The sequence below is a fragment of the Microbacterium californiense genome (assembly GCF_047246625.1).
GTDB lineage: Bacteria > Actinomycetota > Actinomycetes > Actinomycetales > Microbacteriaceae > Microbacterium.
The window spans coordinates 2,297,831-2,322,674 of the sequence record NZ_JBFOKQ010000001.1 but is presented as its reverse complement, the minus strand read 5'-3'; the positions used below and the strand labels follow the sequence as shown (position 1 = coordinate 2,322,674).

The following is a 24,844-nucleotide window of genomic DNA, read 5'->3' as shown; positions in this document are numbered from 1 at the left end:
TACGTCCGCCGGCGCCGCGGCATCCGGTCCTGTTACGCCCCGGGTCTCCGCGCTGCCGGTCCGGCGCTCAGCGCGACAGGTAGGCGAGCAGATCCTGGCGGGTGAGCACCGTGTGCGGCTTGCCGTCCTCCGTCACGAGCAGGGCGTCGGCCTCGGCGAGCGCGGCGCGCGCCTGCGCGACGGACGCGTGGATGCCGATGAGCGGCAGCCGCTCCCCCACGTGCTCTCCCACGGCATCCGCCGGCTGCGCCTCGCCCCGGAACAGCAGGTCGAGCAGGCGCTTCTCGTCGACGGAGCCCACGACCTCGCCCATCATGACGGGCGGTTCCGCGCTCAGCACCACGAGCTGCGACACCTCGTACTCCGTCATCATGCCGATGACCTCGAGCACCGTATCGGTCGGGTGCGCGTGCACGAGCGCGGGCATGCCGCCTCCCTGCCCGGAACGGGCGGCCAGCACGTCGGCGACGGTGTCGCCCTCCTCGACCTCGCTGAAGCCGTAGGAGCGCATCCAGCCGTCGTTGAAGATCTTGCCCAGGTACCCGCGGCCGCCGTCGGGCAGGAGCACCACCATCACGGCATCCGCGGGGAGGTCGCGCGCGACGCGCAGTGCCCCCACCACGGCCATGCCGCTCGATCCACCGACCAGGATGCCCTCCTCACGGGCGAGCCGCCGCGTCATGGCGAACGCCTCGGCGTCGCCGACGGCGACGATCTCGTGCGGCACGCTGGGGTCGTAGGCGCCGGGCCAGATGTCCTCGCCCACCCCCTCGACGAGGTACGGACGACCCGTGCCGCCGCTGTACACGCTGCCCTCGGGATCCACTCCCACGATGCGCACCCGGTCGTCGGAGACCTCGCGCAGATACCGGCCTGTGCCGGTGATCGTGCCACCCGTCCCGACCCCCGCGACGAAGTGCGTGACGGTGCCGTCGGTGTCGCGCCAGATCTCCGGCCCGGTCGTCTCGTAGTGGCTGCGCGGGCCGTTCGGGTTCTCGTACTGGTTCGGCTTGAACGCCCCCGGGATCTCCCGGGCGAGGCGGTCGCTCACGCTGTAGTACGACTCGGGGCTGTCGGGGGCGACGGAGGTGGGGGTGACGACCACCTCGGCGCCGTACGCGCGCAGGACGTCCATCTTGTCCTCGCCGACCTTGTCGGGCAGCACGAAGACGCACCGGTAGCCGCGCTGCTGCGCGACCAGCGCGAGCCCGACGCCGGTGTTCCCGCTCGTCGGCTCCACGATCGTCCCGCCGGGCTTCAGGTCGCCGGACGCCTCGGCGGCGTCGATGATGCGGGCGGCGATCCGGTCCTTCGCCGACCCGCCCGGGTTCAGGTACTCGAGCTTGACGAGAACCGTGCACGCGACGCCCTCAGTCACGCGCTGCAGCTTGACGAGGGGCGTGTCGCCGACGAGGTCGACGATGGATTCTGCGTACTTCATGCCCTCAGCGTAGAACGACGGATGCCGTGACGCTGATGTGTTGCGTCACGGCATCCGTCCTTCCGCCCCTGGGCGCGGCCCCCGCGCGAACCGGGGCGTCAGCCCTTGGTGGCGCCGGCCATCAGACCGCGCACGAAGAAGCGCTGCAGGGCGAAGAACACGATCAACGGGACGATGATCGAGATGAACGTTCCCGCGGACTGCAGGAACCACTTGTTGCCCCAGGTGCCCGACAGCGAGTTGAGCGCCTGGGTGATGGGCAGGGCGCCGGGCGAGGCGAAGATCGTCGCGACGAGCAGGTCGTTCCAGACCCAGAGGAACTGGAAGATGCCGAACGAGGCGATGGCCGGAGCCGCCAGCGGGAGGATGATCCGGAAGAACACCTGCCCGTGTCCGGCGCCGTCGACCCGCGCCGCCTCGATGATCTCGCCCGGGATCTCGGAGATGAAGTTGTGCAGCATGAACGTCGCCAGCGGGAGCGCGAAGATCGCATGGGCGATCCACACGCGGGCGAAGCTGTACTCCACCTCGTTCAGCCCGAAGCCCGGGAAGATCGGCACGTCGTTGATCGTCAGCCCGTCCGAGAACAGGCTCAGCAGCGGCACGAGCGCCATCTGCAGCGGCACGATCTGCAGCGCGAACACGAAGATGAACAGCATGCTGCGACCCTTGAAGTCGATCCACGCGAACGCGTACGCCGCGAGCGACGCCATCACGATCGGGAACACCGTCGCCGGGATGGTGATCGCGAGCGAGTTGACGAACGCCGAGGCGAGCGTGGTCGAGGTGCCGCCCGAGCTCAGCGCCTGCGCGTAGTTCTCGAGCGTGAACTCCGGGTCGACGAAGACGGTCCACCACCCGGACGTCTGCGTGTCGACGCCGGGGCGGAACGACGTCACGAAGAGGCCGAACGTCGGGATCGTCCAGAAGAGCGCGATGACCGCGGCCGCGATGGTCGCACCCTTCGATGTCAGCTTCTTGTGGGCGATCGCCTCGTTCTTGCGCGTGTCGCGCGCGACCTGGCGCTTGGTGCGGTTGTCGGCGACGATGGCCTGCGTAGCACTCATCAGCGGATCTCCCTCTGCTTGGCCATCGATCGGGCGTTGTAGACGATCAGCGGCAGCACGAACAGGAACAGCACCACGGCGAGAGCCGAGGAGTGCCCGTAGCTCTGGAACCGCTGCTGCTGGTTGACCATCTCGAAGCCGAGCACGCTGGTCTCGTCGCGACCGCCGGTCATGACGGCGACGATGTCGTAGACCTTGAGCGAGGCGATCGTGATGGTCGTGAGCACGACGATCAGCGAGGAGCGGATGCCGGGCACCGTGACGTTGCGGAACCGCTGCCACGCGTTCGTGCCGTCCAGCTCGGCCGCCTCCATCTGCTCCACCGGGACCGCCTTGATGGCCGCCGAGAGGATCACCATCGCGAAGCCCGTCTGGGTCCAGATGAAAACGATCAGCAGCATCAGCGTGTTGAGGATGGGCTTGATCGCCAGCCACTGGACCGGGTCGCCGCCGAACGCGGTGACGATCGCGTTCAACAGGCCGATCTGGTCGCCCTGCCGCGCGTCGTACATGAACTTCCAGATGATGCCGGCACCGACGAACGAGATCGCGACGGGCATGAACACGAGCAGCTTGAGGAACTTCTCACCCCGCGCGCGGTCGATGAACACGGCGTACGCGAGTCCGATCACGACCGAGATGGTGGGTGCGAGGAGCGCCCAGATCAGGGTGTTGATGACGGAGGACGCTCCGACCGGGTTGGTGAAGACCCAGATGTAGTTCTCGAGACCGACGAACTCGTCGCCGGTCTTGTTGAAGAACGACTTGAAGATCGTCGAGATCGCCGGGTAGATGAGCCCGAGGATCAGCATGATCGAGGCCGGCGCCATGAACAGCACCAGCTGGAACAGATAGCCGGCGCCCTGCCGTGCCCGGAAGTCGGCGAAGAACAGGAGCCCGCCGACGAGCAGGGCGATCGCGACGACGTAGAGAACGGCGTTCGCGTAGGGGCGCAGCAGCAGGAACGCCAGCACCGGGATGACCAGGCAGGCGACCAGTCGCATGACGAAGTACCCGCGCCCGGGGCGGGGCGCGTACTCGATGAGGACGAGGATGATGCCCACCACCACGCCGAACACCAGCAGGATGACCGGGATCTGCACGAGCGGATGCATCGCGCCGAGCCACAGGAAGAAGCTGTTGAGCGAGAACCCGATGGTGATGCGGGACGACTCCTCGGTCGACGTCGTGAAGACGAGGAGGAGCGCGAGGGCCACGAGCACGACGAAGCCGACCGCGAGGACGATGCGGGTGACCGCTCGACCCTTCGGGTCGGCGCCGTGTCTGGTCACAGGTGGAGGAGCGTCGACCTTGACGGGATCCTCGACGGTCGCTTGCGACATGGTTTCCCCTTCTGAGTACTGCTGCGTACTCGAGCGGTGCGAATGGGAGGAACGGGGCCGGGCTCGAGAGCCCGGCCCCGTTCAGCTCACGCTGATCGTAGCGAATCGATCAGTTCTCGTAGCCGGCCTGGATGTCGGAGAGCACCGTGTCGGTGTCCTTGCCGTCGATCCAGTCGACCATGCCCTTCCAGAACGAGCCCGAGCCGACCGTCGACGGCATCAGGTCCGACGCGTCGAAGCGGAACGTGGTGGACTCGTCCTGCATGATCTCCATGGCCTCCCGGAGGAACTCGCTCGAGGCGAGGCTCGGGTCGGCGTTGCGGTTGGCGGAGATCACGCCGCCGAGCTCGACACGGGCGTCGGCGAACTCCGGCGATGCCATGAACTCGAGCACCTGCTGGGTCGACTCGTCGTCGGAGAAGGCTGCGACGAACTCGCCGCCACCCTCGACCTGCAGCTCGCCCGCGGTCTCGCCCGGCATCAGGAACGCGTAGACGTCGCCGTCGGGTGCGACGACCGGGGTCTCACCCGCCGCGGTCTGCGTGTCGAGGAAGTTGGCCGACAGGAACGAGGCCTGGTGCGTCAGAGCGCAGTCACCCGTCGCCACGGCCGCCGCGACATCGCCGAACGCGGTGGAGTTGATGCTCTTGACGTCGCCGTAGCCGGCGTTGACGTACTCCGGGTTGAGCAGGATCTCGCCGACGGCGTCGAACGCCTCCTTGATCTCGGGGTCGGTGAACTTCACGTCGCCGGCCACCCACTGGTCGTAGACCTCGGGGCCGGACTGACGGAGCACGAGGTCCTCGATCCAGTCGGTGCCCGGCCAGCCGGACGCCGCCTCGGAGGAGAAGCCGGCGCACCAGGCGGGGCCGCCCGTCTTCTCGACGATCGTGTCGGTGAGGGCGATCATGTCGTCCCACGTCTCGGGAACCTCGACGCCCCACTCCGCGAAGCTCTTGGGCGAGTACCAGACGTAGCCCTTGAGGTTGGCGAGCATGGGAGCCGCGTAGAACACGTCGTCGAAGGTGCCGTACTTCTTCCAGTCCTCGGACCAGTTCTCGTCGACGGCCGTCTCGACCGCCTCCGGCGCCTCCATGACCTTGCCGGTCTCGACGAGGGTCTTGAGCAGACCGGGCTGCGGGACGATGGCGATGTCGGGGGCGTCGCCACCGGTGACCTTGGTCACGATGTTGCCCTCGAAGCCCTTGTCTCCGGTGTACTCGACGGTGATCCCGGTGTCTTCGGTGAACTGCTCGAACGACTTGTTCAGGTCGTCGGCCTCGACGCCGGTGATGCCGCCGGAGATGCGGACGGTCTTCTTCGTGTCGCCGCCGCCCTCGCTGCCGCCGCCCTCGGCGCAGCCGGCGAGTGCCAGGGAGGCGACCCCGACGATCGCGATGGGCGCAAGAAGGCGGTATCGCTGTGACAAAGCCATGTACTTCTCCTCTTCAGGTGGATAATCCGTCCGCCCAAGAGGAGCAATCGCCGCAACCATTGGGGAACCGATTCCAGGTAAACCTACTTGCCGCGAAGCCCGCGGCACAACGCACGAAGGTCACAAGATCGCAACCTTTGTCGATATATCAGGATGCATGATGGGAGCGCTCTCATTTCAATCGTGTGGAACCGGTTCCCTACGCGCCCCGGAACCACTACGCTGTCATCGGCGTGTGCCGGAGACGGCGCCGCGAAGAGGAGTTCGTCGAGGAGGACCGGACCCATGAGCAAGATCGCGGACGTCGCCGCCCGCGCCGGGGTCTCGAAGGCCACCGCGAGCCGGGCGCTGACCGGCCGGGGCTATGTGTCGGAGAAGACCCGCGTGCGCGTCGCCGAGGCGGCGCGGGAGCTGTCGTACGTCGCGCACTCCTCCGCGACCAGCCTGGCCACCGGGCGCACCCAGACCGTCGGCGTGGTCATGCCGCCCGTCGACCGCTGGTTCTTCGCCGAACTGCTCTCCGGCATCCAGGAGTCGCTGTTCGCCCTCGACTACGACCTCTCGCTCTACGGGGTCCCCGAGCGCTCGCAGACGCGCGAGCGCCTGTTCGAGAGCATCCTCCCCCGCCGCCGCTTCGACGGCATCATCGCCGTGGGGATCCAGCCGAGCGCGCACGAGATCGAGCGCCTGCAGCGCCCGGGCCGCCCGCTGGTCAGCGTCGGGCCGTACAGCGCCGGGTCGTCGGCCGTGTCGATCGACGACGTCGCCGCCGCCCGCATCGCGACCGAGCACCTCATCGACCTCGGTCACACCGCCATCGCGTTCGTGGGAGGGACGACGGATGCCGGCGCCCTGGGCTACGGCGACGAACGGCGCATCGACGGCTACCTCGCCGCGCTCGGCACGGCGGGTCTGGCGGGCAGCGCGCGGATCGCCGACGCCGCCCCCACCATGTCCGCCGGGTACGAGGCGGCCGTGGGGCTGCTCGGCGACCGGCGGCACCGTCCCACCGCCATCGTGGCGGTCTGCGACGAGGCCGCCATCGGGGCCGTCATCGCCGCGCGACGACTCGGCATCGCGGTCCCGACCGAGCTGAGCGTGGTGGGCATCGACGACCACCAGCACGCGGAGCTGTTCGCCCTCACGACCATCCGTCAGTCGCCGCGCGATCAGGGGCACGACGCGGTGCGGCTCCTGACCGACCGCATGGAGGATCCGGATGCTCCGGCGGAGCTGGTCGCCGCGGCATCCTCCCTCGTCGTTCGGGGATCGACCGCCGTCCTGCGCTGAGCCGCTGCTTCCGTGCGGCGCGCGCCCCGCCGGGAAGGGCATTCGGGGACACGACGAAGGCCCCGGGAGAACCCGGGGCCTTCGCACAGCGTGAGACGCGGTGATTACTTGAGGGTAACCGTGGCGCCTGCCTCTTCGAGGGCAGCCTTCGCCTTCTCGGCGGTCTCCTTGTTCGCGCCCTCGAGCACGGCCTTGGGAGCACCGTCGACGACGGCCTTGGCCTCGCCGAGGCCCAGCGAGGTGAGCTCGCGGACCGTCTTGATGACCTGGATCTTCTTGTCGCCGGCAGCCTCGAGGATGACGTCGAACGAGTCCTTCTCCTCCTCGGCCTCGGCAGCGCCACCCGCGCCACCGGCGCCGGCGACGGCGACGGGGGCAGCAGCGGTGACGTCGAACTTCTCCTCGAACGCCTTCACGAACTCGCTGAGCTCGACAAGGGTCAGGCCGGCAAACTGCTCGAGCAGCTCCTCAGTGGTGAGCTTCGCCATGATGTATCTCCTAATAGATGGGGTTTGTGTGACGAGATCGCGGGTCGCTCACGCGGCCTCGGCGGTCTCCAGCTTTTCGCGAAGCGCGTCGATGGTGGCGGCAGCCTTGCCCATCGTCGCCTTCATCATGCCCGCAGCCTTCGCCAGCAGAACCTCGCGGCTCTCGAGGGAGGCGTACTTGTTGACCTCGTCGGCGGTGAGGGCGTTGCCCTCGAAGATGCCGGCCTTGATCACGAGAAGCGGGTTGGCCTTGGCGAAGTCACGCAGAGCCTTGGCAGTGGCGACGAAGTCACCGTGCACGAACGCGACGGCCGACGGACCCTTGAGGTCGTCGTCCAGCGCCGTGATCCCCGCGTTGTTCGCGGCGATCTTGGTCAGCGTGTTCTTCACCACGGCGTACTCAGCGTCCTGACGGATGCTGTTGCGCAGCTCCTTGAGCTGGGCAACCGTCAGACCGCGGTACTCGGTCAGCAGGACGGCGGACGAGTTCTCGAATGACTTCGTGAGCTCGGCGACCGATGCATCCTTCTGCGCCATGGTCACTCCTTGGTGTGTACGAGGCGCCGCACGGTGGTGGGGCGCCGACCTCGGACCCCCTGCAACAGAGAAGAGCTCCGGCGCAAGCGCACGGAGCTCTGAGAAGTTCGTGACACCTGCGCGGGCCCCTGCGATGCAGAGCTTCGATCGCCTCGCGCTCACGCGCACGACGATGACCAGCGGTCTTCGGTTGGTACAACTGTACCCCACGGCATCCCCCCTCCCAAATCCACCGCCACCTCGTGCCTGCCGAACCACCCCTCTCAGGCCGAGCCACCCCCTTGCATCCCGCAATCACGGGGGTGGCTGGACCTCAAGGGGGTGGCTCGGCGAGTCGATCGGGACGCTCAGGCGAACCCGGGAGAAGACCGAAGGCGCGGAAACGCGCCGCGGCCGACTCGGCGGTGCGCATGTCGTCGCTCCCGACCCTCACGATCCGCCATCCCGTCGTACCGCGTATCCAGTCCTCGCGGGACTTCTCGTCGAACAGAACCTGCTCCATCGATCGCCTCCCGCGCAAGGCCGGGTCTGTGTATTTCTCCTTCCCGTCGCACTCGACGAACGTGCGCGCGTCATCGATCGCGATGTCCAGCCAGTAGAGTCCGCCATCGGGACGAGCCACGGACCTCTGCAGAGTCATCCGGGAGAAGCCCTGTTGATGCAGCCGATAACGCGTCACACTCTCGAGAGGCAGCTGGGCCCGCCCGTCCATGAGGTCGGCGATGCGTCGAGCCGCCACGATCCCTCGCGCGCCGGGCAGCCGCAACCGTGCGTGGAGGCTCGCCGTCCACGCCGCTGCGGCGTCGTCGTCGAACGCCCACGGATCGCCGCCGATCCGCGCCAGCGCGGCGTCCCCGGCGACGAGCGCAGCCTCCGCCCTCACCGTGCGGATCACGTCGTAGACCGTGCGCGACAGATTCGTGCAGCGTATCCCGTCGATCACGGCGACATCGTCATCCGGGAGCACCCCCTCATGCCGCAGGATGCCGGGCACGCTATGGCGATGATGCCTCCTGTCGACCATCACGTGCACCCGCCGCGGTTGCATGCGCCAGAGCGGGAGGTCCCACAACACCGCGGCCGAGAGGTGGGAGAAGACCGGTTCGGTCGTCGTGGCCGACAGAGCAGTGGCGAGCACTTCTGCACGGTGCCGGGACTCGGGCCACAACAGTGCCCACTCGTCGGCCGGCACGAACCATCCGCGTCGTACGACGTGCAGGCGACCTGAGTCGATCGCGACACGGATGGAGCGCGAGGTGTGGCCGTCGCCCTCGAGGCGCCGTCTGTCGATCAGGAGCGTACGGAGTTCGGGCAGAGTCGCGTGTCGCATCCGGCGAGTGTCGCCCCGTCCGGCCTCTCCCCGAAGCCCTTCGCCGTAATCGGGACGAATCCCCCGTCTGTCGCCGTTGTGCAGAACGAGTCGCGTGCCTGTCGCCACCTCGAAACACCCCCTTTCGTGCGACCCACCCCCTCGCGAACGGCACGCAAAGGGGCCGTTCGGACGGAAAGGGGTGGTTCGGCGTCCGTACCGGGGTGGCGGCGTGTGCGATCGGCGGAGGTCGGATGCCGGGGTTAGGGTTTTCAGGTGACCCCCGAACTCGCCGCACGCATCGTCGCGGACTCCCGCGACCGTGTCGCGTGGATGCGGGCACGGTCACGCGGGATCACGGCCACCGACGTCGCGGGACTCACGAGCGAGCGCTCGATCAGTCGCGCCGCCGACGCCAAGCTCGGAGGCGGACCGCGCTTCGGGGGCAACGCCTACACCGACCACGGCCGCCGCCGCGAACCCGAGATCGCCGCGTGGGTCGCGGCGACCCACGGCATCCTCCCGTCGTCCGCGCTGTTCCGCGCCGAGGTCGAGCACCGCCACCTCGCAACCCCCGACGGCATCGCGGTCGACACCGCCGGCCGCGTGGAGCTCGCCGAGATCAAGACGACGAACAAGGCGTTCCGCGGCATCCCCCGCACCTACCTCCGCCAGGTGTGGTGGCAGCAGCACGTGCTCGGCGCCGAGCGCACGCTGTTCGTCTGGGAGGAGCACGTCGACTTCGCCCCGGTGCACGACGAGCCGCGCTGCGTGTGGATCGACCGCGACGAGCGCGAGATCGCGAAGCTCGTCGGGCTCGCCACCGACCTGATCGACGAGCTGTACCGCCGGACCACCGGCCAGCGTCCTCCGGCGCGGACGACGGATGCCGTGGCCAGCCGTCGCGAGCAGCTGCGTGAGCGCGACGCCTTCCGCGCTCTCGCCCTGGCCGACTGACACCGCCCGACTACACGGTGCAGGTCGAGTTCAGACCCAGCGCCCCGATCGTGAGCCGCCTCGACACGGCGGGCGACACCCACGACGACCCGGGGTGCACATTCGTCACGGCGAGCGTCGTCGTGCCGCCGAGCAGGTTCGCGAGCAGGGCGCCGAGCGTCGTGATCGACAGCGTCGCGGTGTAGGAGTAGAGTCCGCCGACCGGACCGGAGGACGAGATGTTCGCCGCCGGGACGACGGCAGACGTCGCACCCTGGGTCAGCGTCAGGCGGACCCACGCCGGCGGGTGGGGGGAGGTCCACGAGAGTGTGACGCTCTGGAATCCGCCCAGACCGTTGTTCTGCACGGTGCACCCGGTGATCGTCGAGGTGGCGAGACGGAGCGCGGTGAACGTCGACGACGTCGTGTGCTCGGCGTCGGTGAACCGTGCCTCGGTCGCCGGTACCCCCGCGGCACCGAGCGCGCCGACGAGGACCGAGAGTCCGACAGCGCCCGCCACCATGCGCGTGCGAGCCGGTCGCCGTGCGCGGGGGCGGGTGCGGGGCGCCGGGGGTCGCGACGACTCCATGCCCGGCCCGGTCACTCGACCCTCCAGCGCACCTCGACGTCGCGTTTCCCGCGGCGGCGGGACAGCACGACCCCGAGGGCGGCGAGCACGATGCCCACGAAAACGACGATGGGCGCCGTGGATCCGCCCGTGGTCGGAAGCGCGCCGGCCGGCGACGGCGCACCGAGCGCCGGGGTCTCCGGGGCGACGCTGACCGAGTCCCCGACCCCGTGGGCGTGCACGCGCATGCGCGTCACGCCGCCGGCATCCTCAGCGAGGGCCACGCGCAGCCGGAGATGCGCGTCCTCGGTCGCGGAGAACCGGGCGAGCGAGATCTGCGCGCCGTCGCGAGGGATCGACCACCGCGATCGCAGCGTCTCGGCTCCCCCGGGGCAGGCGCCCGCTCGCCACGCGGTCGGGCACAGCTCCGCATCGACGAGCAAGGGCGCGTCGCCGATCGCGCTGACGCCGAGGGTGATGGTGCCCGGTTCGGCCGTCTCCGCGCTCACCGCGACGTCCCAGCGCACCGGTCGTCCCGGCAGCAGGCTCGCTGCGTCGTCCCAGTCGGCCATCGACACCAGCCGCAGCACCCGACCCTGGATCACCTCGACCTCGGGGCCGGGGACGCCGCCGACACTCGCGGTGATGCGAGCGGATGCCGGGGACGGGAGGGATGCTGCCGCGGCGGTGGCGGCCGGCGCCGCGACGAGCAGCCCCACCATCGCGAGCACCGCTGCCCTCCACACCCCGAGACGGCGGCTCATGTGTCGTCCGCCTTCCGCGGCACGGCCTCCCCCGCGGCATCCGTCGCCCGCGAACCGCGCGCGGGCCGCGGCCAGAAGGCCCAGACCACGAGCGCCGAGGCGGCGAGGGTGATGCCGCCGAGCACGACGGGGTCGCCGAGGGCGACGATCACCGATGCGACGCCCGGCACGGCGAAGAGCACGCGCCGCACCGAGGAGACGGGATACGGGAAGGGGTCGTCGGCGGCGTTCGCGTCGCCGCGCATCGTGATCACGCGGTCGTCGGCGCCGGCCCCCGCCGCGACGGAGGTCACGCGGTGGGTCACGGGCAGCTCGCCGGGGCGGTCGACGGTCACGACGTCGCCGACGCGGACCTCGGAGGCCGGCACGCGCTGCACCGCCGCGACGGAGCCCGCCGGGATCGTCGGCGACATCGACCCGGTGGAGAACATGATCAGCGTGATCTGAGCGGTCAGGGCGAGCACGACCAGCAGCATGCACAGGACTCCGCCGAGCGCCGCGACCCAGAGCACGACGTCTGCCAGCATCCGTCCGAATCCGCCCCCGCGCCGCGGGAGCGCTCCGGCGTGCGCCTGCTCACGGAGATCGCGTCTCGTCATCGTCGTGCTCATCACACCCCCTCTGATCGGCTCGGGTCGCGTCTACGACGACGTCCCGACCACCTGCCACACCTGCGTCATCGTCAGCCCCTGGGCGGTGTTGGATGCCGTGGTCGGCAGGGTCACGGCCAGGCAGTAGTTGACCTGGGACGCCCCATTGGCGGCTACCGCCTGGGTGCCGGTGGCACCGACCGTGAGGGCGGACCCGTCGGGGACGACGACCGTCCCCGTGCCGTACGTCGTCGCCGTGCAGGAGGTCGAGGCGCCGATCGTGCGCGCGCCGTAGGTCAGGTGGGCGGCGAGCCCGGTGCCGGTCGGCGTGCCGGCGGTCAGCTGCAGCGTGCCCGCGATCGACGGGTTCGCCGTGCGGACGCTGAAGAGCGCGTACGTGGTCGTGCCGGGCGCCAGCGCCGTGGGCGCGACGGCGAAGCTCAGCGCGGACGGCGCTCCCGGCGAGGGATGGCTGCTGAACGACACGCCGTCGGGCGCCCCCACGATGTCGAACCGCCCGGCGGTGAACGAGGCACCCGCATTCTCCGAGTCGGTCCACGCGGCGAGGGTCATCGCCGCGCCCACGCCGAAGACGAGCCCGCCCGCGAGGGCGGCTCGGATCCGGCGGGAGCGCAGGCGCTTCGCCTCCCGTTCGGCTCTGCGGGTCCGCATCGCCGACTCAGTCCGTCGAGGTCGCCGTGAACTGCCAGGTCGCGGTCGTGGTGAGGCCCTGCTCGAGGTCGGCCCCCGCGGTGACCGCGAAGCACAGTTGGACCGCGGGACCTGCGGTTGCGGCATCCGCTCCCGTCGCGAGCGCGACCGGCGAGACGGCCGTCTGCGCATCGAGGGTGGCCCCGGTCGCGACCGTCGTGCCGGTCGCCGTCGTGGCATCGCAGGTCGCGTCCGGCGCGAGGGCGTAGACGGCGTACGACAGCTGGTCGGAGTTGGAGGTGGCCGCCGGGTCGGCGGTCGTGCCCTCGGCGACGAGGGTCGCCGCGCTCGTGGTGCCCGGTGCGAGGCGCACCCAGAAGCCGGAGTACACGGAGTCCCCGGGCGACAGGTCGCCGACCAGATCGGCCGGCAGCTCGAAGGCGAGGGTCGCGGCGGCGTCGCCGTCGTCGACGTTGTGGTCGGTGTAGCTCGCGTCGACATCACCGGCCGTGGAGCCCTGCAGGTTGAAGGTGCCCGAGGTGAAGATGCCGGTGGCGAACTCGGAGTCGCTCCAGGCGGCCAGGGTCACGGCGGCTCCCACACCGAGCACGACACCCCCTGCCAGGACGGCGAGCACCTTGCGCTGTCTGTTCTTGTCGGCCATGTCGTCTTTTCCCCCTCCGGATGCTGCGGCTGGCGCTTGAGCCGTCGAGCGCCGGGACGATTCGTCGTTGCCCTCCTGACATGTTCTCTCCAGAATCGAATAATCGCGGTCGGACTTTCGCCTCCTGTGCCGCACCTCTTCGCGTGAGCGACCACTCAGGCGCGGAGCACGACCTGCGCCTCGGCCGCGACCTCGCCGGCGATGGCGTCGAGCAGGACCGACCTCAGATTCCACTGCTGCCAGTACAACGGCACCCGCAGCGCGGGTCCGCCGAGCGCAACGAGTCCCGGCACCTGCTGCGCGCGCGGCACCATCCCCCAGCCGAGTCCGAGGTGCACGGCGAGCGCGTAGTCGTGCGAGGCGGGGACGTAGTGGCGTGGCACCCCCTGGTGCGCGACACCCTGCGCCTGCAGCCACTCGTGCTGCAGCGCATCCCGACGGTCGAAGTCGACGAAGGGCGCCGCGCGCAGGGACTCGGTGGTGGCTCCGTCGCGGAACCAGCGGTCGGCGAACGCCGGCGCAGCCATCGCCCGGTACTCGAGCACCCCCAGCGGCGTCACCGAGCATCCGGCGACCGCCGTCTCCTCGCTCGTCACCGCCGCCATGACGGCGCCGGATTCGAGGAGGCGGGCCGTGAAGTTCTGATCGTCGCGATGAAGGTCGAAGTCGACACCGAGGCGGTCGGAGAGGCGGGCGAGCGGAGCGAGGAACCAGGTGGCCATCGAATCGGCGTTCACGGCGAGGGGGATCACCGGGCGCCGGGTGGGATCGCGGTCGTCGGCTCCGAGTCCCTGCAGCGCGTCCTGCTCGAGCAGGGCGACCTGACGCGCCAGCCGCACGACCGACTCCCCCGCCGCAGTGAGGCGCACCGGCTTCGAGCGCACCAGGAGGATCCTCCCCAGCTGCTGCTCGAGCGCCTTGAGGCGCTGGCTCACCGCAGAGGGCGTGATGCGCAGGCGCCGGGACGCGGCATCCAGCGTCCCCTCGTCTGCGACGGCGGCGAGAGTGGCGGCCAACTCGGGATCGATTCTCACATGAGCGATGCTAATGGTGCGCAAGGAATCTTCGCTGGTGCTGCATGCGTACGCTTCCTACGCTGAAGGCATGCTCTCCGTTCTCTCCGGCCTCGGCCTCGGCCTGTCCCTCATCGTCGCGATCGGCGCCCAGAACGTCTTCGTGCTGCGCCAGGGCATCCGTCGAGAGCACGTCCTCGTGGTGGTCGTGATCTGCGCGCTCTCCGACGCCGTGCTGATCGTCGCCGGGGTGGCGGGCCTGGGCATCCTCGTCGCCGCCGCACCGTGGCTCATCGTCGTCGCGCGCTGGGCCGGGGCGCTGTTCCTGCTGGGCTACGGTCTGCTGGCGGCGCGGCGCGCGTGGCGGGGCGGCGGGGAGGCGCTGCGCGTCGACGAGGAGCCGGCCCCGCGATCCGAGACCGGGGCAGGGGCTCCCGTCCGCACGGCGACCCTCGCCCGCACGCGGACCGCCCTCGCGCCGGTCGTCCTCACGACCCTGGCGCTGACCTGGCTCAACCCGCACGTCTATCTCGACACCGTGCTCATGCTGGGGTCGATCGCGGCCACCCACGGCCCGGAGAGGTGGCTGTTCGCGGCCGGAGCCGTCACGGCCAGCGTGCTGTGGTTCACGGCTCTGGGATTCGGCGCCCGCTATCTCGGACGCTGGCTGCGGACCCCGCGATCGTGGCGGATGCTGGATGCCGTCATCGCCGTGATCATGGTGTCGCTCGCGGTCAGCCTCGTGCTGCCCGTCCTCGGCTGACCGCCGGCCTGCGTCAGGCGCCGTCCATCGGCCGGAGGATGCGGGTCAGGAAGCGCTGCGTGCGCTCGTGCTGAGGCGCGGTGAACAGCTGCGCCGGGGCCCCCTGCTCGACGATCACTCCCCCGTCGAGGAACAGCACATGGTCGGCCGCCTCGCGCGCGAACTGCAGCTCGTGCGTCACCACGGCCATGGTCCAGCCCTCGTCCGCGAGCTCCTTGATGACGAGCAGCACCTCGCCCACCAGCTCCGGATCCAACGCGCTCGTGGGCTCGTCGAACAGCAGCAGGTCCGGCTTCAGCGCCAGCGCGCGCACGATGCCCACGCGCTGCTGCTGCCCACCGGACAGCTGATGCGGACGGGCATCCGCCTTGTCGCTCAGTCCGACACGGTCGAGGAGCACGCGCGCCTCGGCCACCACCTCCGCCTTCGACCGGCGCTGCACCCGCCACGGACCCTCGATGACGTTCTCCAGCACCGTGAGGTGCGGGAAGAGATTGTGGTGCTGGAACACCATGGCGGAGCGGTCGCGCAGGGCGAACCGCTGCTGCTTGCGAACGCGCGCGGGGAGGCGTGCCCCTGAGTCGAAGTCGATCTCGGGACCGCCGTCGACCACGATGGTCCCGGCATCCGGCGTCTCGAGTCCGTTGAGCGAGCGGAGCACCGTCGTCTTCCCGGAGCCGCTCGGACCGATCAGCACCACCACCTCGCCGCGGTGCAGGGTGAGGTCGATGCCCTGGAGCACCTCGTTGTCGCCGAAGCGCTTGTGCAGCCCCCGGGCGGTCAGCAGGGGTTCGGTGTGGCGATCAGTGCGCGACACGGCTGTCGAGCCTCCTCTCGAGGGCGCTCTGCCCGAACGACAGGACGAGGCAGAACACCCAGTAGACGAGTGCCGCCGCGAGGTACAGCACCATGAACTCCAACGTGGTCGACGCGATCTGCTGGGCCACCTTGAACAGCTCCGTCACGAGGATCAGTGAGGCGAGGGAGGTGTCCTTCACCAGCGAGATGAACGTGTTCGACAGCGGCGGCACCGACACGCGGGCCGCCTGCGGCAGGATGATGCGCGTCAGCGTGCGCGTGCGGTTCATGCCGACCGTGTACGCGGCCTCCCACTGCCCCTTCGGCACCGAGAGGATCGCCGCCCGCACGACCTCGGCGCCGTACCCTCCGACGTTCAGCGAGAGCGCGATGATCGCACTCGGCCACGGGTCGAGCGTGACCCCGACCGACGGGAGCCCGTAGAAGATCACGAACAGCTGCACCAGCATCGGCGTGCCGCGGATCACGGAGATGTAGAACCGGGCGATCGACGAGACGATCGGGTTCACCGAGATCCGCATCAGGGCGACGCCGACCGCGAGCAGGAGCCCCAGCGCGAACGACGCCAGCGCCAGGGGCACGGTCGCCGTCAGACCCGCCAGGGCGATGGGCCCGAGCGAATCGAAGAACAGCTGCCAGGGGCTCTCCATCGGCTACTGCGTGACGTCTTCGCCGAAGTACTTGTCGCTGATCTCGGCGAGCGTCCCGTCGGCGCGGAGCTCCTCGAGCGCGGCGTCGACGGCCTCGACGAGCGCTTCCTTGTCCTTGGTGAAGACGAACGCCTGCTCGCCGGCCTCATCGGTCTCCGCGGCGATCTTCAGACCCGACGGGCTGTTGGTCGTCTCGTAGTCGAGGAACGTGAGCTTGTCGTTGACGGTCGCGTCGACGCGGCCCTGGCGCAGCAGCTCGACCGCCTGCGCCCAGCCCTCGACGGCCTCCACGTTCGCGCCGGCCTCGGTGGCGAGGTCGTACCAGTTGCTGGTGAGGGACTGCGCCGTGGTCTTGCCGGCGAGGTCGTCGAAGGAGGAGATCGAGTCGTCGTCCTCGGCCACCACGATCACGCCGGGCGAGACCGTGTACGCCTCGCTGAAGAGGTACTTCTCCTCGCGCTCGTCGTTGATCGACACCTGGTTGGCGATGACGTCGAAGCGGCCCGCGTCGAGTCCGGCGAAGATCGCGTCCCACTGCGTCTCCTGGAACTGCACCTCGAGGCCGAGCTTGTCGGCCACGGCCTGGATGATCTCGACGTCGAAGCCGGTCAGCTCCCCCGAGCCTCCCTCGCCGTGGAAGCTGAAGGGGCGGTACGTGCCCTCGGTCGCGACCGTGAGGGTTCCGTCCTGCACGAGCCCGTACTCGGATCCTGCCGATCCCGCGGTGCCGTCGGACGCATTCTCCGGGGCGGAGCCGCCGCTGCAGGCGCTGAGCGCGACGGCGGCGACGGCCAGAGTGGCGACGGCGAGGAGACGACGAGACATGGTGGACCCTCCTGGGGTGAAGCGGGGCGATGCGATTTTACGCGTCCGAGCCGGGAACCTCTCACAGTACGCGGGACGCCGCGAGACGCCGCATCCGATGTCCTTCCGTGACCCGCCGATATGCCGAGCCCGCTCGCCAGGACACAGAAACGCCCCCGGGCGGACCCGGGGGCGTTCGGTGACTCAGACTCAGATGGCGTTGACGTCCAGCGGGATGCCGGGGCCGAACGTGGTCGACACCGCACCCTTCTGGATGTAACGGCCCTTCGAGCTCGACGGCTTGAGGCGCACGATCTCCTCGAGTGCTGCGTCGATGTTCTCGTTCAGCTGCTCGGCGGTGAAGGAGGCCTTGCCGACGACGAAGTGCACGTTGGCGTGCTTGTCGACGCGGAACTCGATCTTTCCGCCCTTGATGTCCTCGACCGCCTTCGCGACGTTCGGGGTCACGGTGCCGGTCTTCGGGTTGGGCATGAGGCCACGCGGACCCAGCACCTTGCCGAGACGACCGACCTGGCCCATGAGCTCGGGCGTGGAGACGGCCGAGTCGAACGCGGTCCAGCCGCCGGCGACCTTCTCGATGAGCTCGGCGCCGCCGACCTCATCGGCACCCGCAGCGATCGCAGCCTCAGCCGCAGCGCCCGTGGCGAACACGATGACGCGAGCGGTCTTGCCGGTGCCGTGGGGCAGGATGACGGTGCCGCGCACCATCTGGTCCGCCTTGCGCGGGTCGACGGCGAGCTTCAGCGCGACCTCGACGGTCGCGTCGAACTTCGCGGAGCCGGTCTCCTTGGCCAGGGCGACGGCCTCGGCGGGAGTGTAGAAACGGTCTGCCTCGATCTTCTCGGCGGCAGCCTTGTAAGCCTTGGACTTGGTAGCCATGATTATTCTCCTCAGCCCTCGACCGTGATGCCCATGGAGCGGGCGGTGCCGGCGATGATCTTCGAGGCGGCCTCGAGGTCGTTCGCGTTCAGGTCGGCCTGCTTGGTCTCGGCGATCTGACGGACCTGGTCCTTGGTGATCTTGCCGACCTTGACGGTGTGCGGGGTGGCCGAGGCCTTCTGCACGCCGGCGGCCTTCTTGATGAGCTCCGCCGCGGGCGGGGTCTTCAGGACGAAGGTGAAGCTGCGGTCCTCGTAGACGGTGATCTCGACGGGGATGACGTTGCCGCGCTGCGACTCGGTCGCGGCGTTGTACGCCTTGCAGAACTCCATGATGTTGACGCCATGCTGACCGAGCGCGGGGCCGATCGGCGGCGCCGGGTTGGCTGCACCGGCGTTGATCTGAAGCTTGATCAGGCCGGTCACCTTCTTCTTCGGTGCCATTCTCTTTCCTTTCATCGAGCGGATGCCGGATGCCCTTCGTCTCGGCGCTTCGCGCCTCGATCAGGACGAGCATCCGCTCTCCCACAGATCCGGCCTCTCCGGAGCGTGGTCGTCTGCGCACGCCGAAGCGGCACGCAAACCATAAGAGTCTACCCGATGCTGCGCACCCTCGCACGCCCGGCCCTGCGCTCGCGCGCTCAACCCGCGAGGAGTCAGGAAACGCCGCGTTCACGGCATCCGATACGGCGTGTCTTGACCCCTCGCCCGGGGGCGGATCGCCTCGCCGGGGGTGAACGCCTCACGCAGAACGCCCCGCCGGACGGACCGGCGGGGCGTTCTGCGAGTGAGGGTCTGCGTCAGATCATCTTGGTGACCTGGTCGAACGACAGCTCGACCGGGGTCTCGCGCTCGAAGAGCGAGACGAGGACCGTGAGCTTGCCGCTCTCGGGCTTGATCTCGCTGATCGAGCCCGGAAGACCCGCGAACGAGCCCTCCTTGATCGTGATGGTCTCGCCGACCTCGAAGTCGACCTCGGCCGGGAGCGGACGGGCCACGGCCACGCCGCCCTTCGACGCGATGTTCTTCGCGGTGGGGACGTCCTTGACCTCGACGAGCGACTTCAGCATGTTGAAGGCCTCTTCGAAGCGCAGCGGCGTCGGGTTGTGGGCGTTGCCCACGAAGCCGGTGACGCCCGGCGTGTGACGCACGACCGACCAGGTGTCTTCCGTGAGCTCCATGCGCACGAGCACGTAGCCGGGGATGCGCACGCGGGTGACCATCTTGCGCTGGCCGTTCTTGATCTCGACGACGTCCTCCATGGGGACCTCGACCTGGTAGATCTCGTCCTCGACCTCGAGCGTCGACTTGCGCTGCTCGATGTTCGCCTTGACCTTGCGCTCGAAGCCGGCGTACGAGTGGATCACGTACCACTTGCCCGGCAGCATCCGCAGGTCGGCGCGGAAGGTCTCGTAGGGGTCCTCGTCCGAGGCGTCCTCATCGGAGGAGACCTCGTCGTCGTCGCCGTTCACGTCGGGACCGTCGTAAGGGGTGACCTCGTCGGCGGCGGCCGCCTCGCGGTCGGCCTCCTCCTCGGCCACAGCGTCGTTCAGGACCTCGGCGGCGGCTTCGGACTCCGCTGCCTCGTCCAGGTTGAGAGCGTCGTTCACGATCGCGTCCGCCTCCGGGTCTTCGATTTCGATGTCGTCATCCGTGTCTTCTGCGCCGTCCTCATCCTCGATGTGCACGGCGACGTGCTCCGCAGACGTCGAGGAGCGCTCCTCCTGAGCGAGGACGTTGCCCTCCTGGGACTCGTCTTCCTCGCTCGACTGCTCGGCTGCGGGTGCCCAGTCGGCATCATCGGAATATCGTTCAGACACGTTGTTTCTTTCCAATCGCTGCGGCGCGAGCCGCGGGGAAGTCGTCAGTCAGGGATTCCGAACACCCAGTGCGTCACGAACGCGAACAGGGTGTCCAAGCCGTAGACGATGCCCATGACGATCAGAACGAAGACGAGCACCACGGCGGTGAACTTGACCAGCTCCTTGCGGGTCGGGGTGACGACCTTGCGCAGCTCGGAGATGACCTGGCGGATGAACAGGGCGATGCCCCCGAAGAACCGGGAGAAGGGGTTGCCCTTCTTCTCGCGGGTGGCGCCTGCCGTGATGACCTCGCCGCGCGGTTCGTCCTGTTCCATCCTGAATGTACCTTTCGTGTGTCAGCGTGCGCTGACGCGCAGGGCGGACAGGAATCGAACCTGCAACCTGCGGTTTTGGAGACCGCTGCTCTGCCAATTGAGCTACCGCCCTAGAGATCCGGAGATCTCGGGGTGTCCTCCCATCCTGCCATCCGAAACCCGAGGAGCACCCGGGGCACGGCGAAAGAATGCAGAGAACAGACTGCTCCCCCAGTGTACGGCATCCTCCGCGGGCTGCCGAACCGGGGGCATGGGCCGGGCGCGTCAGAAGAGCTGGCGCCAGTTCGCCCGGGCGAGGTCGAGCAGTTCGTCGCCGCGGCCCGACATGACGGTACGGATCGCGTAGAGCGCGAAGCCTCCGACCTGTTCCGCCTTGACCGCCGGCGGCATCGACAGCTCCTGACGCTCGGTCACCACGTCGAGCAGGGCGGGCCCGTCGTGGGCCAGCACCTCGCGCACGGCATCCGGGAGGTCCTCGCTGTTCTCCACGCGCCGCGCGAAGATGCCCATCGCCTCGGCGACGGCCGCGAAGCTCGGATTCGTGAGGCCCGTGCCGAAGTTCACGAACCCGGCCGCCTTCATCTCGAGCTCGACGAAGTTCAGCGAGGAGTTGTTCACCACGATCGTCTTCAGCGGGAGATCGTGCTGCACGAGGGTCAGCAGCTCGCCGAGCATCATGGCGAGGCCGCCGTCGCCGGCCAGCGCCACGACCTGGCGGTCGCGATGCGAGATCTGCGCCCCGATGCCGTGCATGAGCGCGTTCGCCATCGACCCGTGGGTGAACGAGCCGATCAGCCGACGCTTCTCGGTCATGTGGAGGTACCGAGCGGCCCACACCGTCGGCGAGCCGACATCGGCGGTGAAGATCGCGTCGTCGGCCGCGTGCTCGTCGAGCAGCCGGGCCAGGTACTGCGGGTGGATGGGGCGACCCGGCTTCGTCGGCACGGCGAGGTCATCGAGCTTCGCGCGGGTCTTGCGGTAGTGCGCGAGCGCGTCGTCGAGGTGGCCCCGGTCGTCCTGTCGGGCGAGGCGCGGAAGCAGGGCGTCGACGGTCGCGCGGACGTCGCCGACGAGACCCAGATCGAGCGGATGCCGGCGGCCCAGCTGCGACCCGCGGATGTCGACCTGGATCGTGGTCGCCTTCTCCGGATAGAACTGCTCGTAAGGGAAGTCGCTGCCGAGCACGAGGAGGGCATCGGCCGCCTCCATCGCCCGGTAGCCGGACGCGAAGCCCAGCAGCCCCGTCATCCCGACGTCGAACGGATTGTCGTATTCGATGAACTCCTTGCCGCGCAGCGCGTGCACGATGGGCGCTCCGAGGCGGTCGGCGAGGGCCACGACCTCGTCGTGCGCTCCCTCCGCCCCCGCGCCGGCCAGGATCGTCACCTTCTTGGCCGCGTTGAGCAGGGTCGCGGCACGCTCGAGCTCGTCGCCGCGGGGGACGACGACCGGGTGCGAGCGCTCGATCACGACGGCCCGGTCGTCCGCGATGTCCTGCAGCGCCACGTCGCCCGGGATCACGAGGACCGCGACCCCGCGCTGCTCGATCGCCGCGCGCATCGCGATCTCGAGGAGCCGGGGCATCTGCCGCGGATCGGCGACGTACTCGACGTACACGCTGCAGTCGCGGAACAGCTCCTGGGGACGGGTCTCCTGGAAGTAGCCGGTGCCGATCTCGGTCGTGGGGATGTGGGCGGCGATCGCCAGCACCGGGACCCTCGACCGGTTCGCGTCGTACAGCCCGTTGATGAGATGCAGGTTCCCGGGCCCGCACGACCCCGCCACGACGGCGAGCTCGCCGGTGAGGGCGGCCTCGGCGGCTGCGGCGAAGGCCGCCGCCTCCTCGTGCCGCGTCTGCACCCAGGCGATCGTGCCGTCCTTGCGGAGCGCATCCGTGAATCCGTTGAGGGAGTCCCCCGGGATGCCGTAGACCCGCTCGACGCCGTTGGCGCGCAGTGACGTGACGATGTTCTCAGCGACGTTGGCCATGATTCGACCCTACGCCCGCCCTCCCGGCGTGGGGCCGGTCGAGGGTCGAGGATGCGTGAGGGGTCAAGAAACGCCCCCTGAACCGTCGCGAACGGGCGTTTCTCGACCTCTCGCGGTCGACCGGATGCCGTCACGCGGCGAGGAGTCGGCGGATGCGCCGCACGAGCGCCGCCGGGTCGTCGAAGTCCCGGCGGGTCACGACGGTCACCCGATAGCCGAGCGCTTCGAGCTCCGCCCGGCGGATCTGATCACGGCTCCACTGATCCGGGTCGCGGTGATGATCACCGTCGTATTCGATGACGAGACGTCGGAGGCGATACAGCATGTCGACCCGGGCCACGAAGCGGTCGCCGTCCCAGATCTCGACGTTGCACTCCGGCGCCGGGAGGCCGGCCTCGACGAGGATCAGCCGTACCATCGATTCCCGCGGCGACTCGGCACGCCCGTCCGCCAGCTCGTGCACCCGCCCCCGCTTCTTCGCTCCGCGCCGACCGGCGAACCTCCGCTGCGCCGAAGCGAGCTCGTCCATCGTCGCCAGTGGATGCCGGACACTGAGGAGCGCATCGGTGAGAGCGAGGAGCGAGGGCAGCGCGAGCACCGCGGAGACGTCGATCCACAGTCGCGTGGGACGGAGGGTTCGCATCCCCTCCACCACGACGATGTCGTCATCCGAGACCTCGAGACGGTGACCGCTCACGCCCGCGCGCCGGATCCGCGTCGCATCCCGCGGGACACCGATGTGCGGACGGCTCCGCGCATCCTCTTCCACATGCATGGGCAACGGCAGCCCCCAGAGCAGCGCGGCCGATGCGCCGCACGCGAAAGCGTGGTCCGGGAGCGCGTCGAGAAGGAGGGCCAGGCGCTGCAGGTGGGTGAGCCCGATGCGGGATCGGGTGCCGTGGAACGGGCGCTCGAGGTCCGTGGCGCGCAGACGCTTCTCGGACACTCCGAGGGAGCGGGCCGTCGCAACGGTGAACGCTTCAGGTGTTTCGGGAGGCAGAGGCAGCGGACGCATCCGGCCATCGTCGACGATCGCCCCCGGACATCCACTCTGATGTCCGGGGGCCCGTCGAACGCAGTGCAGAACGCGAGGAAATCGCCAGCAGTGGAGGAACGGTCGTGATCACGGCATCCCGTCGCGAGGGGTCAAGACACGCCCGCTCCCCGCACTCGCGCACGGCGTGTCTTGACCCCTCGGCAACCCGGGTCGCCCTGGGACGCGTGAGAGGTCGGAAAACGCCGCCCCGACCGAGTCGAAGCGGCGTTTTCTGGCCTCTCGCGAGGGCGCGCGAGTGGGCGGGACGGGGCTAGCCGATGCGGATGAGCTTCTTGTTGACGAACTCGTCGGCGGCGAGGTGCCCGAGCTCGCGGGCCGTGCCGCTGCGCTTCACGCCGCCGAAGGGCAGCTCGGGGCTGTCGGCGAGCACGAGGTTGACGTAGACCATGCCCGCCTCGATCCGATCGGCCACGCGCTCGGCCTGCTCCGGGTCGGTCGTGAAGACGTACGAGCCGAGGCCGAAGGTCGTGTCGTTGGCGAGCTCGATCGCGGCGTCCTCGTCGGCCACGCGGTAGACGACCGCGGCGGGTCCGAAGAGCTCCTCGCGGTACACGTCCATCTCGGGCGTGACGTCGGCGAGCACGGTGGGGGCGAAGAACGCGCCTTCGCGGGTCCCGCCCGTGAGGAGGGTCGCCCCCTGCTCGACGGCCGTGTCGATCTGCTTCTGCAGGTTCTCGGCCGCCGCCTCGGACGAGACCGGTCCGAGGATCGTGTCGTCGCGCGTCGGGTCGGTCGCCTCGACCGCCGCCATCGCCGCGGTGAACTTCTCGACGAACGCGTCGTACAGCTCGTCCACGATGATGAAGCGTTTGGCCCCGTTGCAGGCCTGGCCGTTGTTGTCGAGACGCGCATCGACGCCGGCCTGGACGGTCGCGTCGAGGTCGTCGGTGGACAGCACGATGAACGGGTCGGAGCCGCCCAGCTCGAGCGCGACCTTCTTGAGGTTGCGTCCGGCGACCTCGGCCACCGCCGCACCGGCCCGCTCGGAGCCGGTCAACGAGACCCCCTGCACGCGCGGGTCGGCGATCATCGCGGCGATCTGCTCGTTGGTCGCGAGCACGTTCTGGTAGGCGCCCTGCGGGAACCCGGCGTCATGGTAGATCGCCTCGATCGCGGTCGACGACTCGGGGCACTGCGGCGCCGGCTTCAGCAGGATCGTGTTGCCCACCAGGAGGTTCGGCGCCGCGAACCGGGCGATCTGGTATGCCGGGAAGTTCCAGGGCATGATGCCCACCAGCGGGCCCAGCGAGGACCGGCGGATGACGGCCGAGCCGTCGCCGAGGATCTTGATCGGCTGATCGGCCATGATGTCGTCGGCCTGGTCGGCGTAGTACTCGACGATGTCGGCGGCGAAGTCGACCTCTCCGAGCGCCGCCTCGCGCGGCTTGCCCATCTCACGCACGAACACGTCGGCCAGCTCCTCGCGCCGTTCCCGGTGCAGCTCGGCGACTCGGCGCAGCAGGGCCGCGCGGTCGGCGACGGTGGTCGACCGCGACCACTCGCGGTGCGCGGCGTCCGCAGCGGCGACCGCCTCCTCGATCTGAGCGTCGGTGAAGGTGTCGAAGGACGCCAGCGTCTCTCCGGTGGCGGGGTTGATGACGGCGTAGTCGGTCATGATGTTCGTCCTCTC

General features: G+C 69.4%; 26 protein-coding genes and 1 tRNA gene. 3 read left to right on the top strand and 24 right to left on the bottom strand.

The window, feature by feature from the left end; translation table 11 throughout:
* Positions 1-67 precede the first annotated feature (67 nt).
* From AB3M82_RS11160 to AB3M82_RS11145, 4 genes are all read right to left on the bottom strand, one after another.
* Entirely contained in the window at positions 68-1,441 is a 1,374-nt protein-coding gene (locus AB3M82_RS11160) for a cystathionine beta-synthase (RefSeq protein WP_412957955.1), read from the bottom strand.
* A gap of 98 nt (positions 1,442-1,539) precedes the next feature.
* On the bottom strand, positions 1,540-2,508 hold the full coding sequence (locus AB3M82_RS11155; RefSeq protein ID WP_412957954.1) for a carbohydrate ABC transporter permease: 969 nt from the start codon (positions 2,506-2,508) through the stop codon (positions 1,540-1,542).
* Positions 2,508-3,851 (bottom strand): carbohydrate ABC transporter permease, encoded by a 1,344-nt coding sequence (locus AB3M82_RS11150; RefSeq protein ID WP_412957953.1) that lies wholly within the window; start codon positions 3,849-3,851, stop codon positions 2,508-2,510. Before AB3M82_RS11150 ends, AB3M82_RS11155 begins: the two co-directional genes overlap by 1 nt.
* Before the next feature lie 109 nt (positions 3,852-3,960).
* Positions 3,961-5,286, bottom strand: a complete 1,326-nt coding sequence (locus tag AB3M82_RS11145) for an ABC transporter substrate-binding protein (RefSeq protein WP_412957952.1) — start codon at positions 5,284-5,286, stop codon at positions 3,961-3,963.
* Between the two features lie 285 nt (positions 5,287-5,571).
* Between AB3M82_RS11145 and AB3M82_RS11140 the strand changes: the two genes are divergently transcribed.
* The gene (locus AB3M82_RS11140) at positions 5,572-6,576 is read left to right on the top strand and encodes a LacI family DNA-binding transcriptional regulator (RefSeq protein ID WP_412957951.1); all 1,005 of its coding nucleotides are present in this window, start codon (positions 5,572-5,574) and stop codon (positions 6,574-6,576) included.
* 104 nt (positions 6,577-6,680) lie between these two features.
* Here AB3M82_RS11140 and rplL read toward each other — a convergent pair whose 3' ends face one another.
* From rplL to AB3M82_RS11125, 3 genes are all read right to left on the bottom strand, one after another.
* Complete coding sequence (gene rplL, locus AB3M82_RS11135; RefSeq protein WP_412957950.1) at positions 6,681-7,064, bottom strand: 50S ribosomal protein L7/L12; 384 nt, start codon at positions 7,062-7,064, stop codon at positions 6,681-6,683.
* A 48-nt stretch (positions 7,065-7,112) separates the two neighbouring features.
* Complete coding sequence (gene rplJ, locus AB3M82_RS11130) at positions 7,113-7,601, bottom strand: 50S ribosomal protein L10 (RefSeq protein WP_412957949.1); 489 nt, start codon at positions 7,599-7,601, stop codon at positions 7,113-7,115.
* A 313-nt stretch (positions 7,602-7,914) separates the two neighbouring features.
* Positions 7,915-8,931, bottom strand: coding sequence for a hypothetical protein (locus tag AB3M82_RS11125; RefSeq protein ID WP_412957948.1), 1,017 nt, complete (start codon positions 8,929-8,931; stop codon positions 7,915-7,917).
* Between the two features lie 255 nt (positions 8,932-9,186).
* Here AB3M82_RS11125 and AB3M82_RS11120 point away from each other — a divergent pair, with 255 nt between their 5' ends.
* Positions 9,187-9,867 (top strand): YqaJ viral recombinase family protein, encoded by a 681-nt coding sequence (locus AB3M82_RS11120; protein ID WP_412957947.1) that lies wholly within the window; start codon positions 9,187-9,189, stop codon positions 9,865-9,867.
* 10 nt (positions 9,868-9,877) lie between these two features.
* Here AB3M82_RS11120 and AB3M82_RS11115 read toward each other — a convergent pair whose 3' ends face one another.
* The 6 genes from AB3M82_RS11115 to AB3M82_RS11090 all read right to left on the bottom strand — a co-directional run bounded on the left by AB3M82_RS11115 (position 9,878) and on the right by AB3M82_RS11090 (position 14,117).
* Positions 9,878-10,369: a hypothetical protein gene (locus AB3M82_RS11115; protein ID WP_412957946.1), complete on the bottom strand. Its 492-nt coding sequence runs from the start codon at positions 10,367-10,369 to the stop codon at positions 9,878-9,880.
* 77 nt (positions 10,370-10,446) lie between these two features.
* Positions 10,447-11,178 carry an LPXTG cell wall anchor domain-containing protein gene (locus AB3M82_RS11110; RefSeq protein ID WP_412957945.1) on the bottom strand — a complete coding sequence of 244 codons (732 nt, stop codon included), beginning with the start codon at positions 11,176-11,178 and terminating at the stop codon, positions 10,447-10,449.
* Complete coding sequence (locus tag AB3M82_RS11105) at positions 11,175-11,777, bottom strand: signal peptidase I (RefSeq protein ID WP_412957944.1); 603 nt, start codon at positions 11,775-11,777, stop codon at positions 11,175-11,177. Before AB3M82_RS11105 ends, AB3M82_RS11110 begins: the two co-directional genes overlap by 4 nt.
* 42 nt (positions 11,778-11,819) lie before the next feature.
* Positions 11,820-12,440, bottom strand: a complete 621-nt coding sequence (locus tag AB3M82_RS11100) for a SipW-dependent-type signal peptide-containing protein (protein ID WP_412957943.1) — start codon at positions 12,438-12,440, stop codon at positions 11,820-11,822.
* A gap of 7 nt (positions 12,441-12,447) precedes the next feature.
* Positions 12,448-13,083: a SipW-dependent-type signal peptide-containing protein gene (locus AB3M82_RS11095; protein WP_412957942.1), complete on the bottom strand. Its 636-nt coding sequence runs from the start codon at positions 13,081-13,083 to the stop codon at positions 12,448-12,450.
* A gap of 155 nt (positions 13,084-13,238) precedes the next feature.
* Positions 13,239-14,117: a LysR family transcriptional regulator ArgP gene (locus tag AB3M82_RS11090; protein ID WP_412957941.1), complete on the bottom strand. Its 879-nt coding sequence runs from the start codon at positions 14,115-14,117 to the stop codon at positions 13,239-13,241.
* Positions 14,118-14,187: 70 nt separating this feature from the next.
* Here AB3M82_RS11090 and lysE point away from each other — a divergent pair, with 70 nt between their 5' ends.
* Positions 14,188-14,859: an L-lysine exporter gene (lysE, locus tag AB3M82_RS11085; protein WP_412957940.1), complete on the top strand. Its 672-nt coding sequence runs from the start codon at positions 14,188-14,190 to the stop codon at positions 14,857-14,859.
* Positions 14,860-14,872: 13 nt separating this feature from the next.
* On the opposite strand, the gene AB3M82_RS11080 is transcribed toward lysE, so the two are convergent.
* The 11 genes from AB3M82_RS11080 to AB3M82_RS11030 all read right to left on the bottom strand — a co-directional run bounded on the left by AB3M82_RS11080 (position 14,873) and on the right by AB3M82_RS11030 (position 24,829).
* Positions 14,873-15,676, bottom strand: coding sequence for an amino acid ABC transporter ATP-binding protein (locus AB3M82_RS11080; RefSeq protein WP_412957939.1), 804 nt, complete (start codon positions 15,674-15,676; stop codon positions 14,873-14,875).
* Positions 15,663-16,328: an amino acid ABC transporter permease gene (locus tag AB3M82_RS11075; RefSeq protein ID WP_412957938.1), complete on the bottom strand. Its 666-nt coding sequence runs from the start codon at positions 16,326-16,328 to the stop codon at positions 15,663-15,665. Before AB3M82_RS11075 ends, AB3M82_RS11080 begins: the two co-directional genes overlap by 14 nt.
* Before the next feature lie 3 nt (positions 16,329-16,331).
* The gene (locus tag AB3M82_RS11070) at positions 16,332-17,153 is read right to left on the bottom strand and encodes an amino acid ABC transporter substrate-binding protein (RefSeq protein WP_412957937.1); all 822 of its coding nucleotides are present in this window, start codon (positions 17,151-17,153) and stop codon (positions 16,332-16,334) included.
* A gap of 189 nt (positions 17,154-17,342) precedes the next feature.
* Positions 17,343-18,032 (bottom strand): 50S ribosomal protein L1, encoded by a 690-nt coding sequence (rplA, locus tag AB3M82_RS11065; protein ID WP_412957936.1) that lies wholly within the window; start codon positions 18,030-18,032, stop codon positions 17,343-17,345.
* An 11-nt stretch (positions 18,033-18,043) separates the two neighbouring features.
* The gene (rplK, locus tag AB3M82_RS11060; RefSeq protein WP_412957935.1) at positions 18,044-18,475 is read right to left on the bottom strand and encodes a 50S ribosomal protein L11; all 432 of its coding nucleotides are present in this window, start codon (positions 18,473-18,475) and stop codon (positions 18,044-18,046) included.
* A gap of 356 nt (positions 18,476-18,831) precedes the next feature.
* On the bottom strand, positions 18,832-19,851 hold the full coding sequence (gene nusG, locus AB3M82_RS11055; RefSeq protein ID WP_412957934.1) for a transcription termination/antitermination protein NusG: 1,020 nt from the start codon (positions 19,849-19,851) through the stop codon (positions 18,832-18,834).
* Between the two features lie 44 nt (positions 19,852-19,895).
* Entirely contained in the window at positions 19,896-20,168 is a 273-nt protein-coding gene (gene secE / locus AB3M82_RS11050; RefSeq protein ID WP_412957933.1) for a preprotein translocase subunit SecE, read from the bottom strand.
* Positions 20,169-20,207: 39 nt separating this feature from the next.
* A tRNA-Trp gene (locus AB3M82_RS11045) sits at positions 20,208-20,280 on the bottom strand.
* A gap of 152 nt (positions 20,281-20,432) precedes the next feature.
* Entirely contained in the window at positions 20,433-22,157 is a 1,725-nt protein-coding gene (gene poxB / locus AB3M82_RS11040; protein ID WP_412957932.1) for a ubiquinone-dependent pyruvate dehydrogenase, read from the bottom strand.
* A 130-nt stretch (positions 22,158-22,287) separates the two neighbouring features.
* Positions 22,288-23,103, bottom strand: a complete 816-nt coding sequence (locus tag AB3M82_RS11035; RefSeq protein WP_412957931.1) for an endonuclease domain-containing protein — start codon at positions 23,101-23,103, stop codon at positions 22,288-22,290.
* A gap of 361 nt (positions 23,104-23,464) precedes the next feature.
* A complete protein-coding gene (locus AB3M82_RS11030; protein ID WP_412957930.1) occupies positions 23,465-24,829 on the bottom strand; it encodes an NAD-dependent succinate-semialdehyde dehydrogenase in 1,365 nt (454 codons plus the stop codon).
* Positions 24,830-24,844 lie beyond the last annotated feature (15 nt).